We start from the raw sequence: 14,643 nt of genomic DNA on the forward strand, positions 1-14,643 counted from the left end.
AAAAAAGGGTGGATAACTTGTGAACATTACGATTGCGACAGTGGGAAAAGTAAAAGATAAATATATGAAAATGGGCATTGAAGAGTTCAGTAAAAGACTCAAACCGTATGCTAAAATAAATATTGTTGAAGTGGCTGATGAAAAAGCCCCTGAAAACTTGAGTGAAGCAGATATGGAAATTGTGAAGAAAAAAGAAGCCGAACGACTTCTAGCGAAAATCGGAGAAAATGATTATGTCATTGCGTTAGCGATTGAAGGGAAGATGAAAACTTCGGAAGAGTTGGCTGCTGGTTTGGAGTCGCTAATGACATACGGACGAAGTAAAGTATCATTTGTAATCGGTGGTTCGCTTGGATTGCATGAATCGATTTACAAAAGATCGGATGAACTCTTGTCGTTTTCGAAAATGACGTTTCCCCATCAACTGATGAAGCTTATTTTGATGGAACAAGTTTATCGGGCTTTTAAAATTATGAAAAATGAACCGTATCATAAATAGAAACGAAAAATAATGGGAAAATGAATGCAGAGTCGGATAGTTCTCCACATTTATCTTCCCATCAATAAAATTCAAACTTGTGCTTTTTAATTAACTCTCGTTTCACACGTACCAGTTTCTAGTACGGATAGAGTTGCATCTAGTCCGCCTTCCACTAAGTTATTAACTGCTATGTCCGTGTAAAAAGCGATATGTGGCGTTAAGATAACTTCTGGGCGCATTATTAATTCCTTTAATATCGGGTCAGAAATTTCTTTATCACGGAAGTCTTTAGGAAAATAAGGACTCTCATTTTCGTACGTATCTAATGCAGCTCCGGAAATTTTTCCGCTATCTAATGCTTGCAACAGCGCTTTTGTATCTACAATGGAACCTCTTGCCGTATTGACAAAGACTGAACCATCTTTAAAATGATTAAATAATTCTGCGTTAAATAAATGATGGTTATCATCAGTTGCAGGCATATGAATGGAAACGATGTCTGCATTTGCGACTGCTTCTTCTACGGTATCCTTATATTCAAGGTGTTGCTTCGCTTGTTCATTCTGATATAAATCATAGCCGACGACTTTAGACCCGAAAGCTTTAAAAACTCGAGCTGCTATTTGTCCAATCCGACCTGTACCGATAATGGCAACTTCTAGGCTTTTAATCTCCTTCGCCATAATAGGAACTTGCCATCTAAAGTCTTTTTCTCTAACTTTTTCTTCGAGTAAATGTGTTTTTCGTACAAGTTGTAAAGCTGATGTTACGGCAAACTCAGCAATAGAGTTTGGTGAATAGCTTGGTACGTTAGAGATAATAATGTTATTTTCCGATGCTTTTTCAAGGTCGTACATATCGAATCCAGCTGTTCGTTGTGCAATCTGCTTTATTCCTAATTCTTTTAACCGGCCATAAACACGATTATCTAATTTCCCCGTTTGCTGTGTTGTCACACCGTCGAATCCTTTTAGTTGATCAACGGTCTCCATATTTAATATATCCTCAGAAAATGTAACATCCACTTGATTGTTTTTTGCCCAAGCTAATGCAACTTTTCTTTCATGTTCTTTAATTGCAAACATCATTATTTTTCTCATTTTTAATTACCTCTCTCTTTTGCTTTACTAAACATATAATAACACCTTGTGAAACTATTCACAATGATTATGTGAATAGTTTCACAAAGTGTTCATTTTTTAATTTTTTTGAAGTTTTAGCAGTACTGTCTTTAATTGAACTCCTGTTTTGTGGTAAAAGCCGGGCGTTCAGTGTAGGATGAATGACAGGAAGTCGTGATATTTATAAATTCTCAACTATTTATTAGTATCTACAAGCGTGAAGCTGATATACTTACTTATTCTTTCCAAGTATATAAATTGGAAAATAAGGGGTATGAATAAATGCACATCAAACAATTAGACGAGAGTTGATAGCTCTCTCGTCTATTTTTGCCTCTTAAACGCTTCATAAGTGAATAAGGATAGGAAGGTTGGAGATAAAAATGAATAATAATGATATTTTAATTAGATTGCGATATGCATTGGATATAAAAGATGCGGATATGGTTGAGATTTTCGGACTGGGCGGCATCGAAATAACCAATCAAGAAGTACGTGATATTTTATTAAAAGTAAAAAATGATGGTCATGAAATGGATGATGAATTCCAGGAAAACGAATATAAGAAAAAACTCGACAACAATCAGTTAGAGTCCTTTTTAAACGGTTTGATCACATATAAAAGAGGCGCAGCTGATTCTGATAAACCAGTCCCACTGACGATGAATGATCGAAACGTTAATAATATCCTTCTTAAGAAAGTTAAAATTGCACTGTCACTTACTAGTGAAGACATGCTCGATATCTTAAGCGACACAGGAACCATTTTATCGAAAAGTGAATTGAGTGCTGTACTTAGGAAAGAAGGGCACCGTAATTATAAAGAGTGCGGCGATAGATATGCTAGAAACTTCTTGAAGGGATTGGCGCTGAAATACCGGGAATGACTGACACAACCTTCTAAGGGAGGTATTATTAAAATAGCTTAGATTAAAATGAAAAAACACCGCCAACAAATTCACATGTTGGCGGTGTTTTAAGAATGTATTATTTAGTAAAGTCATCGAAATAACCTTGTATGAAGACAATCGGCGTTCCTTTATCTCCGCTTCCCGAGGTTAAGTCGGCTAATGAACCGATAAGATCCGTCAGTTTTCGAGGTGTCGTTCCTAAAGATTCGTTCGAACCATGAAGGTCGTCGTTTTTGGTATCGATGAACTCTGAGATTGCTTGTTTAAGCTCGTCTCCTCTTAATTCAGCGAAGTTATTATCCGCAAGATATTTCAGTTTAACTTCGTTTGGCGTTCCGTCCAGTCCTGCTGTGTAGGCAGGTGATACGACTGGATCTGCGAGTTCCCAAATCTTGCCGATAGGGTCTTTAAATGCGCCGTCTCCGTAAACCATTACTTCGATTGTTTTACCGGTTTTGTCTTTTAACATCTTTTGAATGTTGTCGACAACAGGTTGGCAATCACGCGGGAATAGTTTCATGCCGTCATGAGTTGCGGTGTTTGAACCCAAAAGGCCGTACTCACTATTATAACCGCTGCCATCGATCGATTCAGTTAAGATATCATCGAGGCTGTAGATTTTTTCGCCGCCATTGGCTTTCAAGATTTTCTTCGTTCGAATTCTTGAATGAACGTCGCAAGCTAGCACGCTTTTCGTATATTCTAAAATAGTTTCCGGTTTATTGGAGAAAATGACTTCGCATTCTGTACCGAATTCTGCAGCTAATGATTTATAGTACTCAACATAGTCAATTCCTGTAAAAGCATGTTTGCAGGACCCGAAAAGATCGCGGAATTCTTTTTCCGTCAGTACATCTGTCCAAGGATTAATGCCTTTTTCATCCAGCATGTCGAGGTCTACTAAGTGGTTTCCAACTTCATCTGAAGGATAGCTAAGCATCAACACAATCTTTTTCGCACCTTTGGCAATCCCGCGCAGGCAATTACCGAAACGGTTACGGCTTAAAATCGGAAAAATGACACCGATCGTATCTTCTTCAAATTTAGCTTTTATATCTGTAGCAATATGATCGATCGTCGCATAGTTCCCTTGAGCACGTGCAACAATCGATTCTGTTATGGACACAATGTCTTTATCTTTAAAAGTTAGTTTTTCAATTTCAGCAGCTTTCAAAACGCTCTCTACAACGATTTCTTCAATGTTATCGCCTTCGTTAATAATCGGGCAACGAAGTCCTCTAGCAACGGTTCCTACTACTCTTTCCACAAAAATCGCTCCTTACTAACAGGAAAGTCACTGTCAGTTATGATAAGTATCTACTTGTAATATACACTAGGTTAGTGGTATAAGTAAAATTAATATAACAAATGGTAGGTATAAGGGATGGTTATATGGTAAGCAAATTAGATTTATATAAAGTATTTTGTCAGGTCGGCAAAAGTGAAAGTTTTTCAGAAGCCGCGAAAAATATGTACATGACGCAACCTGCAGTCAGTCAAGCGATTATGCAATTAGAAAAGGAGTTAGATGTGCGTCTCTTTAATCGTACGCCTAAGGGAGCTACGCTCACCCATGAAGGCGAACTTCTATTTGAATATGCAAATTCAGCAATCAATTTGTTGCATGTTGGCGAAGATAAAATTTTAGAATTCAAAAATTTGACCGCAGGCGAATTAAGAATCGGTGTTGGCGACACCATCTCCAGGTATTATTTACTTCCTTACCTAGAAGTATTCCATAATCGCTATCCAAATATTAAATATAAAATTGAAAACGGCACGACATTGGAATTGATTTCAATATTGAAAGCGGGAGAAGTGGATATTGTCATTTGCAACTTTCCACTGGACGATCCAACGCTAGAACTTCGCCCATTCGCAGATGTTCAAGACATTTTTGTATGCGGGCAGAAGTATAGAAGTATTTTATCGAAACCAATCAGCTTCGATAAACTAGTGAAATTGCCATTAATCTTCCTCGAATCAAAATCAAATTCTCGGAAGTATGTCGAGGACTATATACTTTCGAAAGGTGTACGAATATCGCCGGAATTTGAATTAGGTTCGCATGATTTATTATTGGAGTTTGCAAAAATTAATTTGGGTATTGCATGCGTGACGAGAGAATTCTCCCAAGAATACTTAACAAATGGCTTGTTGAATGAAGTCGAACTGATTGAATCCATTCCTAAAAGAAGCATCGGGGCATGTTCGCTGAAAAGTGTTCCACTGACGCGAGCAGCGGCCCGGTTTGTTGAAATTATTGAGAATGAAAGGTTGTAAAAATGGCAACCGTTGTAATGATGTCGGTTACATTGATTGATGAAGTCTACCGCAGTAATGGTATACTCAGGCTAGAGGTTTTGATTCCCGGAAGGAGCCAAGAATTACTTATGAAGTACTATCAATCGCAAATGAAACAACTCGTTAAAGAGAACGAAGAACTGCAAGTGCGCTTAAAGCAAATCATGAAAGAAATGGATTTGGAAAAAAGTTTTGCACTTAAAGCTTTGTTTCATGCAGAAGTCGCAGAAGACGGGGAATACCGCATAGCGTATCAAGAATTAGACTTGCCTAGAAGGTAAGTCTTTTTTTACGAATTGATGGAGGTAAACAATGAGGGGAAATCAATTTATCGCATCATCGGGATATTGTTCAAGACGACGGGCGGATGTGTTGATTAGAGAACAGAAAGTGACTGTTAACGGTGTGATAGTTGGGATCGGTCGCATGATCAATGAAGGTGACAAGGTTAAAGTGGAGGGTCGTCTTCTACTAGCGAAAGAAAATGCCATTTACATCATGCTCAATAAGCCGCCCGGGGTGACATGCACCACCGCCGCCAATATTGAAGGAAATATAATTGACTTCCTCAATTACCCAGAACGGATTTTTCCAGTCGGTAGACTCGATAAGCAATCGGAAGGACTAATTCTACTGACCGATGATGGAAGCATTGTGAATGATTTGTTACGAGAAGAAAATAATGAAGAAAAAGGCTATATTGTAACGGTTGATAAAGAAATAACCGCAGGATTTATCACCAGCATGGCAGGCGGTGTGGAAATTTATAATCCCAGAAAAAAAACAATCATTACGACGAAAAAGTGTAGAGTCATACAAATAGACGATTATCGTTTTAAAATCACCTTATCCCAAGGATTGAACCGCCAAATTAGAAGAATGTGCAGGCATTTCCAATTCACAGTAACAAAACTACAACGCGTGCAAATCAAAGATCTTATGCTTGGCCAATTGGAAATCGGTCATTGGCGGTATTTAACGGTTGAAGAAGTATTCGAGTTGAAAAAATAGTCGAGCCACGTTCAAAAGCAAACGTGTTTTTTAATTCGGCACAAAGAGGTGTTGCAATAGTTAATATTATCTGACATTATTAAAGGGGATATATCTTTAATAAAGGGGATGATATAAATGTACGCAACATTGGGGAAGATATTTGATCAAACCGTCAGTAATTATCCTAAAAGAGAAGCGCTTGTTGACTTAAAGAAAAATAAAAGATGGACGTATGAAGAGTGGGCGGAGGATGTGAATCGACTTGCGAACGCGCTGATTTCGGTAGGCGTTAAAAAAGGAGATCGTGTTTCTACGTTTTTATTCAATACGAGTGAACTCGCAACGACGCTTTTTGCGACTGCTAAAATAGGGGCAGTGTTCAATCCAATCAATTTCCGGTTAAAATCAGAGGAACTTTCGTATATATTGCAAGATGCAAGCCCGAAAGTCGTGTTATTTGAAAAATCTTTAGAGGAAGTTGTATCTTCTGTGCAAGCAAAATTCCCCGATATTCAATTTTGGTTCATTGATGAAAATAAGGCTGATTTCGCTAAAAGTTATGAGGAGGAAGTAGCGAGGGCGTCTACTGCGAGTCCACAAATCGAAGTGAATGAAATGGACACGTATGCCATCATGTATACGAGCGGGACGACAGGCAGTCCGAAAGGCGTCATCCATCGCCATCGTGCAATGGCCGAGCAGAGTCTTATTTGCATAACCGCTTTAAAATGCACGAAGAACGATATCGGGCTTGTTGCGGCACCGATGTTTCACTGTGCTGAACTACATTGCAATGTCATCCCGCGCGTACAAGCGGGTGCGAAAAGCGTCATCATGCATCAGTTTAACCCTGCAAAAGCGTTAAAAACGATTGAAGAAGAAAAAGTGACGATCATGTTTTCGGCGCCGACGATGTGGAATATGATCCTGCAGGAAGATGTTGCCGCCTATAATACGGAATCATTGAGGTTAGGCCTATACGGTGCTGCTCCGATGGCGCCAGTACTTGTGAATGAAGTGAAAAATGCGTTAGAAATCGATTTAGTCCAAGCTTACGGACAAACGGAAATGGGACCCGCCATTACGTTTTTGATGGAGGACGAGCAGCTGACGAAAGCCGGATCTGCCGGGAAAGCCTGTTACAATCATGAAATCCGAGTGGTGCGGGCAAATGCAGATGGACCGTCGAACCCGGAAGACATATTACCGCCCGGCGAAGTCGGAGAAATCATCGTGAAAGGTCCTTGCATGATGGTCGGGTATTATAACCGCGAGGAAGATACGATAGATGCATTAAATCAAGGTTGGTATCACTCAAGCGATCTCGGTTACATGGATAAGGACGGCTATTTATATATCGCGGACCGCGTCGACGATATGATCATTAGTGGCGGTGAAAATATTTATCCGCGTGAAGTGGAAGATGTTTTGCACGAGCATGAAGCGGTACTTGATGTTGCCGTTTTGGGCGTGCCTGATGAAAAGTGGGGAGAGCGAGTGGTTGCATTCGTTGTCAGTAAAGATCCGGCGCTGACCGCAGATGATCTCGAGAAGTTTTGTAAAAACCACGATAAGCTAGCAGGTTACAAACGTCCAAGAACATATCACTTTGTGGATGCGCTTCCAAGAAATGCAAGCGGCAAAATACAAAAGTTCTTGATGCGTCAGCAAGTTAAAGAACACTCTCTTCGTTGAAATAAAAATAGTATTAAATAAATGAAAAGGCCCATCCTAGTTATTAGGATGCGGTCTTTTCATTTTCCATTTACTTTAGTGAGATTGTCTGTTAAAATTCCGAGGTCACCTATTGATAAAGCTTGTCAATGCGGCAATTGCATGCATTTTCGCAATGGTTTTTCATGTGGGAAAAATGAATATTATGAGGTGGAATAATTGAATTTACTATGGGGACTTTTCGGCATAGTTGTTGTGCTCGGAATTGCATTTCTTTTGTCGAATGCGAAAAGGTCTATAAATTTCAGAACGATATTAGTCGGATTGGCGATACAAGTATTGTTTGCATTTATTGTGTTGGAGTGGGAAACGGGTAGAAAAGGACTGGCATGGTTATCAGCAATAGTTCAAGGTGTGATTGACTATGCGGGTGAAGGGATTGGTTTTCTTTTCGGTCCCGTTGCGGATACGGAGAACTTTGGATTTGTATTCGCATTCCAAGTGTTATCGATTATCGTTTTCTTTTCGTCTTTGATTTCCGTTCTATACTATCTTGGCATTATGCAATGGGTCATTAAGTTGATCGGCGGCGGATTGTCAAAGTTGCTTGGAACAAGTCGTGCGGAATCAGTATCGGCGGCAGCCAACATTTTCGTTGGACAAACAGAGGCACCGCTTGTAGTTCGTCCATTTTTAGCGAACATGACAAAATCAGAACTTTTTGCTGTTATGACGGGAGGACTAGCTTCCATTGCAGGGTCTGTTTTAGCGGGTTATGCCTTATTAGGCGTGCCACTTGAATATTTGCTTGCTGCAAGTTTTATGGCGGCACCCGCTGGATTGATCATGGCGAAAATGATGATACCGGAAAGGGAAGAATCAGCCGTTACAGAATTTAAGATGGAAAAGGATATCGATTCTGTAAACGTGATTGACGCGGCGGCGCGCGGGGCAGGTGACGGTTTAAAACTGGCATTAAATGTCGGTGCGATGTTGTTGGCTTTTATTGCGTTAATTGCCATGATTAATGGGCTGTTAGGCTGGATAGGCGGATGGTTCGGCTATGGCTCGATTACGCTCGAAGCGATGTTAGGGATTTTGTTTTCACCGCTTGCATTTGCGATTGGCGTCCCTTGGTCAGAAGCGGTAACGGCGGGAGGTTTTATCGGTCAAAAGCTCGTGTTAAATGAATTTGTAGCTTATGCTAATTTTGCGCCTCAAATTCCCGAGTTAATGCCTAAAACCGTAATTGTCATCAGTTTTGCGCTATGCGGATTTGCGAATTTAAGCTCATTGGCAATTCTTCTAGGCGGATTAGGTCAATTGGCGCCGACTCGACGTGGGGATATTGCACGGCTGGGAATTCGGGCGGTTGCTGCGGGAATGTTGGCTTCACTTTTAAGCGCGGCAATTGCGGGCATGTTTATATAAAAATTACTTTATGAGACGAAAGAAGTTTTTTCTTTCGTCTTTTTTTATTGTAAATCACCAAACCAACTCTTTATTTGTCGTTTTTTGTTTCACATGAAACATATTCTCTTAAGCCGATCAGTAGAAATTATTTTCGTCTTTTCTGTTTGAAAATTGTGGTAATATAATGACGATGGGGGGAATGAAAATGGAATCTGAGAAAGTGTTGTCGCTTACCGATTTAACGATGAATTATGGTCCGAAGCGCGTATTAAATGGCGTGGACTTGGATGTGTTCAAAGGACAAATTATTGGCTATATAGGTCCAAACGGCGCGGGGAAAAGTACGACTGTAAAAATCATGCTTGGATTGATTGATGGCTTTGAGGGGAAAGTCGAAATTTTTGGCTGTGACATTTCAGAAGGGAACCCCGATTATAAACGAAGAATAGGCTATGTTCCTGAAAATGCGGAAGCGTATGACACCCTTACTGCACTCGAATATTTACAATTTACGGGTGAGTTGTACGGAATGGACAATTCCGACGCGAAGGAGAAAGCGTTAAGATTGTTGAATGAATTTGATTTGGAAGATGTCGCTCATAAAAGGCTTTCTTCATTTTCAAAAGGCATGAAACAAAAAACGCTGATTATTTCCAGTTTGTTGCATGATCCCGATCTGTTATTTTTAGATGAACCATTAAGCGGGCTTGATGCGAATAGCATTATGATTATTCAAGAATTGTTAGCTCAATTGGCGGCACAGGGAAAAACGATATTTTATTCGTCGCATATTATGGATCTCGTCGAGAAGATTAGTAATCGGATAGTTTTGCTTGTAGAAGGAAAAGTTGTCGCTGATGGTAGTTTCACGGAATTACAAGCTTTGAGTGAAAAGGGCACGCTTTCAGATATATTCAATCAATTAACGGGCTTTACAGAAAATAAAACAATTGCAGAACGAGTCGTATCGATTGTTGGTGAGGGTTCTCATGATGCAGACCTTTAAATCATTGCAGTTCCTCAGATTATTTAAAGGTTTATTTGAGAAGTTCGGCATTGATTATGATGCTTTGCAAAAAATCCTTTCGATTAAATTGACGATGGATCAAAGAAGAGTTCCAACAATTTTTAATGATTCTAAAAAGAAGGAAGGCAATCACTTTTTCAAATCATTATGGATTTATGCGTTATACGGGCTTATTCTCATACCGTTTTTGCTTCTGGGAACGAATTATGTTTTTCAAATGAGTCTTGTATTCGGCTTGATTATTTTTATCATCATGACCTCGATGATTTCGGATTTTTCAACAGTCCTTCTTGATGTTCGCGATAAAAATATTTTAAATACGAAGCCCATTAACGGAAGGACGATTAATGCAGCTAAGATTGTGCACGTGATGATTTATATGACGGTTATTACGGGTGCTTTTGTTACTGTCCCGCTTATTGTCGGTCTTGTACGACACGGGATTGTATTTTCAATCGTATTTTTCATAGACTTGGTATTTACTCTGCTTTTTGTAGTCGTATTGACTGCATTAATTTATTTATTCGTTTTACGTTTCTTTGATGGCGAAAGGCTAAAAGACATTATCAACTATGTTCAAATCATGTTATCCGTAGGTATTATCGTAGGTTACCAAATCCTCATACGATCATTTAATGTGGTTGATTTTGATATTGTCTACTCATTCAGTTGGTGGCATGTATTCATTCCGCCGTTATGGTATGGCGCAACATTCGAGTTAGCCATGCATCCAATCTTTACGGGCCCTTTTATTAGTTTAGCGTTATTAGGTTTTATCATTCCTGTCATCGCTATTTTTCTTTATGCGCGTCTGATGCCTTCATTTGAACGGAACTTGGAGAAGTTATTAAGTGATTCGGGAAAAAAACGAAAAAGCAATTGGCTTGCGAACTTATGGGCTGCCTTAACGTGCCGCAGCAAAGAGGAGCGATTGTTTTTTCGATTTGCGATGACAATGATGAAGAAAGAGCGCGAGTTTAAGTTGAAAACATATCCAGGCATAGGGATTGCACTTGTTTTTCCGTTTATCTTTATTTATACGGAGTTGAGTGAACGAAGTTTGGCTGATATTTCAACAGGGCGGACGTTTTTATTCATTTATTTTTGTAATCTCCTCATTCCGGTGACTGTTCATATGTTGAAGTTTTCGGGAAGTTATAAAGGCAGTTGGTTATTAAAGGCAGCACCGATTAAAAATCGTTCGGCTGCCTATAGCGGAACGTTGAAAGCATTTTTGGTGAAGTTATATTTACCTGTATTTCTACTTCTAAGTGTTGTTTTCACATGGATATATACACTGAACGTGATTCCGGAATTGATAGCGGTGTTATTGGGCGGGATTCTACAAACATTGGTTACGTATAAGATTATCAATAATGAAACATATCCTTTCTCCAATTCATTTGAGTTCGCCCAAGAAACGGACGGCTTCAAAATGTTCTTGTTAAGCATAGTCACCTTAGTTTTTGTAATTACCCATTTGATATCAACGTTTATAAATTATGGAGCTTATATATATATCGCTGTTTTGCTCATCTTTATTTTTGTGGGATGGCGGATTGTTTTTCCGACAACAACAGGTGCTGCAAATAACAAATTAATATAAGGAAAAGTCGGTGCAATTCGATTTACCAATGAAAGAATAGGGAAAACTGGTCATCAAGGAGATTTACTCCTTTGGTGACCAGTTTTTTCTCTGATAGAATGAGAAGACTATATAGGGACGGGTGTGAGTTTATTTGCAACGATTAACCGATCATTTAATTGTGATTTCTTTCGATTGTTTATCCTCCGAGGACATTCAAAAGCTGAAGGAACTACCAAATTTCAGGGATTTGCTTGAGCACGCCGCAATTTGTGAAAATGTTGAAACTATTTATCCTTCGGTCACATATCCTTGTCATGCTAGTATCGTGACTGGAAAATACCCCAATCAACACGGAGTCCCGACAAATACATTGCTTCAACCCGGAAGAGAATCGCCTGATTGGTATTGGGGGCGGCATCATATTCAAGGGACCACATTATATGACGAAGCAAAAAAAGCGGACATGTCGACAGCGGCATTGTTGTGGCCTGTAACGGCGAAAGCGAAAATCGATTATCATATGCCGGAAATTTTTGCGAATCGTCCATGGCATCATCAAATTTTGACCTCTTTGCGGAATGGAAGCATCAGGTATCAATATGATATGAATAAACGATTTGGACACCTACGTAACGGGATTCTGCAACCTGAACTCGATGATTTTGTGACAGCATCGGCTGTTCATACGATCAAAACGAAAAAACCGAATCTCATGCTGATTCATTTGGTTGATTTGGATTCACAACGACATCGTCATGGATTTTCATCTGAGGAAGCAAATTCGGCCATTCATCGCCATGATACAAGGCTAGGAAAAATTTTAACGGCTTTGAAGGACAGCGGTCTGTATGAAAAATCAACCATTGTCGCGTTAGGGGATCATAGTTCGTTGAATCATTCAAAAGTCGTGAAATTGAATGTTTTATTCAAAGAAAGCGGCTTGATAGAAGTGAATAAACGTGGAAGAGTAAAGAGTTGGAAGGCTTATTGTAAGAGCAACGACGGTTCGGCTTATATTTATTTGAAAGATAAAAATGATGCGGGGACGAGAGAGCGGGTTCGTGCACTACTGCATTCTTTAGTGATGAATGAAGAAAATGGTGTTGAGTTTGTTATCGACGGCGAGGAAGCCGGTCGTCGCGGCGCTGATGAACTAGCAGCCTTTATGGTTGAAGCGCGTCGCGGTTTTTATTTCACCGAGCATCTTGAAGGTAATTCTATCGAAGTGATTACCGAGGAGGATGTGGCTAGCGGCAAGTACACGTTTGCCTCGCATGGGTATTCGCCGACTAAGGATAACTATGAAACGATTTTCATTGCAACTGGAAAAGGCATCAAGCCGAATGTTGAAATCCCTGCAATGAGATTGGTCGATGAAGGGCCGACTTTTGCGCGTCTTCTAGGTCTTGATTTGGGAAAGACGGATGGGAAAGTGATTGAACATGTATTGGAACTAGAATAGACGAAAGTTAGAATACTATATATATTCTCACTCCATTTGTTGTACACTAGATAGTAGAAGTGTGGGAGGGGGGAATTGAAGTGAAGAAGTTTAACAAGACAGAAAGCGGTTGGATGATGTACGACTGGGCGAATTCAGCGTACTCTATCATTATAACGACTGCAGTATTTCCTTTGTTTTATAAATCTGTTGCTTCAAATGCGGGTATAGCCAACTCGGATTCAACGGCCTATTTAGGTTATGCAGTCGCTTTCGCAACATTTATTATCGCGATGATTGGTCCTATTTTAGGGGCGCTTGCAGATTATCAAGGGTTAAAAAAGAAGTTTTTCTTTACTTTCTTTGCAATCGGTTCTTTATCGACGGCGTCATTGGCTTTCATTCCAGAAGGAAATGGCACGCTATTATTAGTTTTTTATGCGATAACAGCGGTTGGCTTCCACGGGGCAAATATATTTTACGATGCATTTTTAGTCGACGTGACGCCTGAAAAGCGGATGGACGAAGTATCAGCCCGCGGCTTTGGATTGGGGTATATCGGGAGTACAATTCCATTCATTATTAGTATCGCGTTGATTTTGTTGGCTGATAAAGAGGTAATACCGCTTGCGACAGGATTTGCGATGAAGCTCGCGTTTGTCATTACAGCGATTTGGTGGATTGTTTTCACGGTCCCGATGCTTAAGTATGTTGTCCAGATTCATTCAATCCCGCGCGATCCCAATATTATTAAAGGAAGTTTTGTAAGGCTGGGTCGTACGTTCAAAGACATACGAAAATACCGTCACGTGTTTTTATTTTTAATTGCTTATTTCTTTTATATTGATGGGGTCGGAACGATTATTTCGATGTCGACGGCTTACGGGACAGATTTGGGTATTAGCGCGACGACGTTGTTGATTGTTTTGTTTGTGACGCAAGTGGTGGCTGCGCCTTTTGCGATTATTTATGGTCGTTTGTCTAAGAAGTTCACGGGGAAAAAGATGTTGTACGTCGGGATTTTTGTTTATATTATTGTTTGTATTTATGCGTTCTTTATGAAGACAGAAACAGACTTTTGGATTCTTGCCATGTTGGTTGCGACTTCGCAAGGTGGAATTCAAGCGTTGAGTCGTTCATATTACGCTAAACTTGTTCCGAAAGAAAAAGCGAACGAGTTCTTCGGCTTTTATAATATTTTTGGCAAGTTTGCGTCGGTAATGGGTCCGTTGCTTGTCGGTGTGACTTCGCAATTGACGGGTCATTCATCTTACGGCGTGTTCAGCCTGGTTGTGCTATTCATTATAGGGATTATCGTTCTTCGTTTTGTGCCAGAACCAGATGGAGTGCGAGTTTAATGCTAGACAGCGAGACTCCTAGGAAAACTCTTTATTATTAATCAAAACACTGTTCTTGAAAATACCACTCAAAACATTAATGTGATTAGCAAAGAACAGGATATAACTAGTGCAGAACAATGGATAGTGCTTTCAAATAATCGGAAAGTCTATATAGAGGAATTTAGTATATGGGCCTTAATTGAAGAAAATCAAAATTACACTATGATTTATAATGAAAAAATCAGGAAGATAACCAATTAAGAACAATTGTGCCGGGAGATTATAATGGGCAATTCTAGGGGAATAATGTGCTTCGTTGTTCATGATACGAAAGCTATCTACATTTTCAT

The 14,643-nt window shown here is 39.6% G+C and carries 13 protein-coding genes; 11 read left to right on the plus strand and 2 right to left on the minus strand.

Annotation, left to right across the window (positions count from 1 at the left end; all coding sequences use genetic code 11):
• Positions 1–19 precede the first annotated feature (19 nt).
• The gene (rlmH, locus tag G8782_RS07270) at positions 20–499 is read left to right on the plus strand and encodes a 23S rRNA (pseudouridine(1915)-N(3))-methyltransferase RlmH (RefSeq protein ID WP_172370296.1); all 480 of its coding nucleotides are present in this window, start codon (positions 20–22) and stop codon (positions 497–499) included.
• An 86-nt stretch (positions 500–585) separates the two neighbouring features.
• On the opposite strand, the gene G8782_RS07275 is transcribed toward rlmH, so the two are convergent.
• The gene (locus G8782_RS07275; protein WP_172370297.1) at positions 586–1,581 is read right to left on the minus strand and encodes a D-2-hydroxyacid dehydrogenase; all 996 of its coding nucleotides are present in this window, start codon (positions 1,579–1,581) and stop codon (positions 586–588) included.
• A 398-nt stretch (positions 1,582–1,979) separates the two neighbouring features.
• Here G8782_RS07275 and G8782_RS07280 point away from each other — a divergent pair, with 398 nt between their 5' ends.
• Positions 1,980–2,489, plus strand: coding sequence for a DUF1456 family protein (locus G8782_RS07280; RefSeq protein ID WP_172370731.1), 510 nt, complete (start codon positions 1,980–1,982; stop codon positions 2,487–2,489).
• A gap of 100 nt (positions 2,490–2,589) precedes the next feature.
• On the opposite strand, the gene G8782_RS07285 is transcribed toward G8782_RS07280, so the two are convergent.
• Positions 2,590–3,780, minus strand: a complete 1,191-nt coding sequence (locus tag G8782_RS07285) for a coenzyme F420-0:L-glutamate ligase (RefSeq protein WP_172370298.1) — start codon at positions 3,778–3,780, stop codon at positions 2,590–2,592.
• Positions 3,781–3,905: 125 nt separating this feature from the next.
• On the opposite strand from G8782_RS07285, the gene G8782_RS07290 reads away from it, so the two are divergent.
• The 9 genes from G8782_RS07290 to G8782_RS07330 all read left to right on the plus strand — a co-directional run bounded on the left by G8782_RS07290 (position 3,906) and on the right by G8782_RS07330 (position 14,311).
• Positions 3,906–4,796, plus strand: a complete 891-nt coding sequence (locus G8782_RS07290; protein WP_172370299.1) for a LysR family transcriptional regulator — start codon at positions 3,906–3,908, stop codon at positions 4,794–4,796.
• Positions 4,797–4,906: 110 nt separating this feature from the next.
• Positions 4,907–5,098 carry a hypothetical protein gene (locus G8782_RS07295; protein WP_172370732.1) on the plus strand — a complete coding sequence of 64 codons (192 nt, stop codon included), beginning with the start codon at positions 4,907–4,909 and terminating at the stop codon, positions 5,096–5,098.
• Positions 5,099–5,129: 31 nt separating this feature from the next.
• Positions 5,130–5,828 (plus strand): pseudouridine synthase, encoded by a 699-nt coding sequence (locus G8782_RS07300; RefSeq protein WP_172370300.1) that lies wholly within the window; start codon positions 5,130–5,132, stop codon positions 5,826–5,828.
• 117 nt (positions 5,829–5,945) lie between these two features.
• Positions 5,946–7,505 (plus strand): fatty acid--CoA ligase, encoded by a 1,560-nt coding sequence (locus G8782_RS07305; RefSeq protein ID WP_172370301.1) that lies wholly within the window; start codon positions 5,946–5,948, stop codon positions 7,503–7,505.
• Between the two features lie 198 nt (positions 7,506–7,703).
• Entirely contained in the window at positions 7,704–8,915 is a 1,212-nt protein-coding gene (locus G8782_RS07310; protein WP_172370302.1) for a NupC/NupG family nucleoside CNT transporter, read from the plus strand.
• Positions 8,916–9,096: 181 nt separating this feature from the next.
• Entirely contained in the window at positions 9,097–9,903 is an 807-nt protein-coding gene (locus G8782_RS07315) for an ABC transporter ATP-binding protein (RefSeq protein ID WP_425505482.1), read from the plus strand.
• A complete protein-coding gene (locus tag G8782_RS07320; protein WP_172370304.1) occupies positions 9,890–11,530 on the plus strand; it encodes a hypothetical protein in 1,641 nt (546 codons plus the stop codon). The genes G8782_RS07315 and G8782_RS07320 overlap by 14 nt, the downstream gene beginning before the upstream one ends.
• A gap of 133 nt (positions 11,531–11,663) precedes the next feature.
• Entirely contained in the window at positions 11,664–12,974 is a 1,311-nt protein-coding gene (locus tag G8782_RS07325; RefSeq protein ID WP_172370305.1) for an alkaline phosphatase family protein, read from the plus strand.
• Between the two features lie 113 nt (positions 12,975–13,087).
• Positions 13,088–14,311 (plus strand): MFS transporter, encoded by a 1,224-nt coding sequence (locus G8782_RS07330; protein WP_216667823.1) that lies wholly within the window; start codon positions 13,088–13,090, stop codon positions 14,309–14,311.
• Positions 14,312–14,643: the final 332 nt, after the last annotated feature.

The sequence above is a fragment of the Sporosarcina jiandibaonis genome (assembly GCF_013184495.1).
GTDB lineage: Bacteria > Bacillota > Bacilli > Bacillales_A > Planococcaceae > Sporosarcina > Sporosarcina jiandibaonis.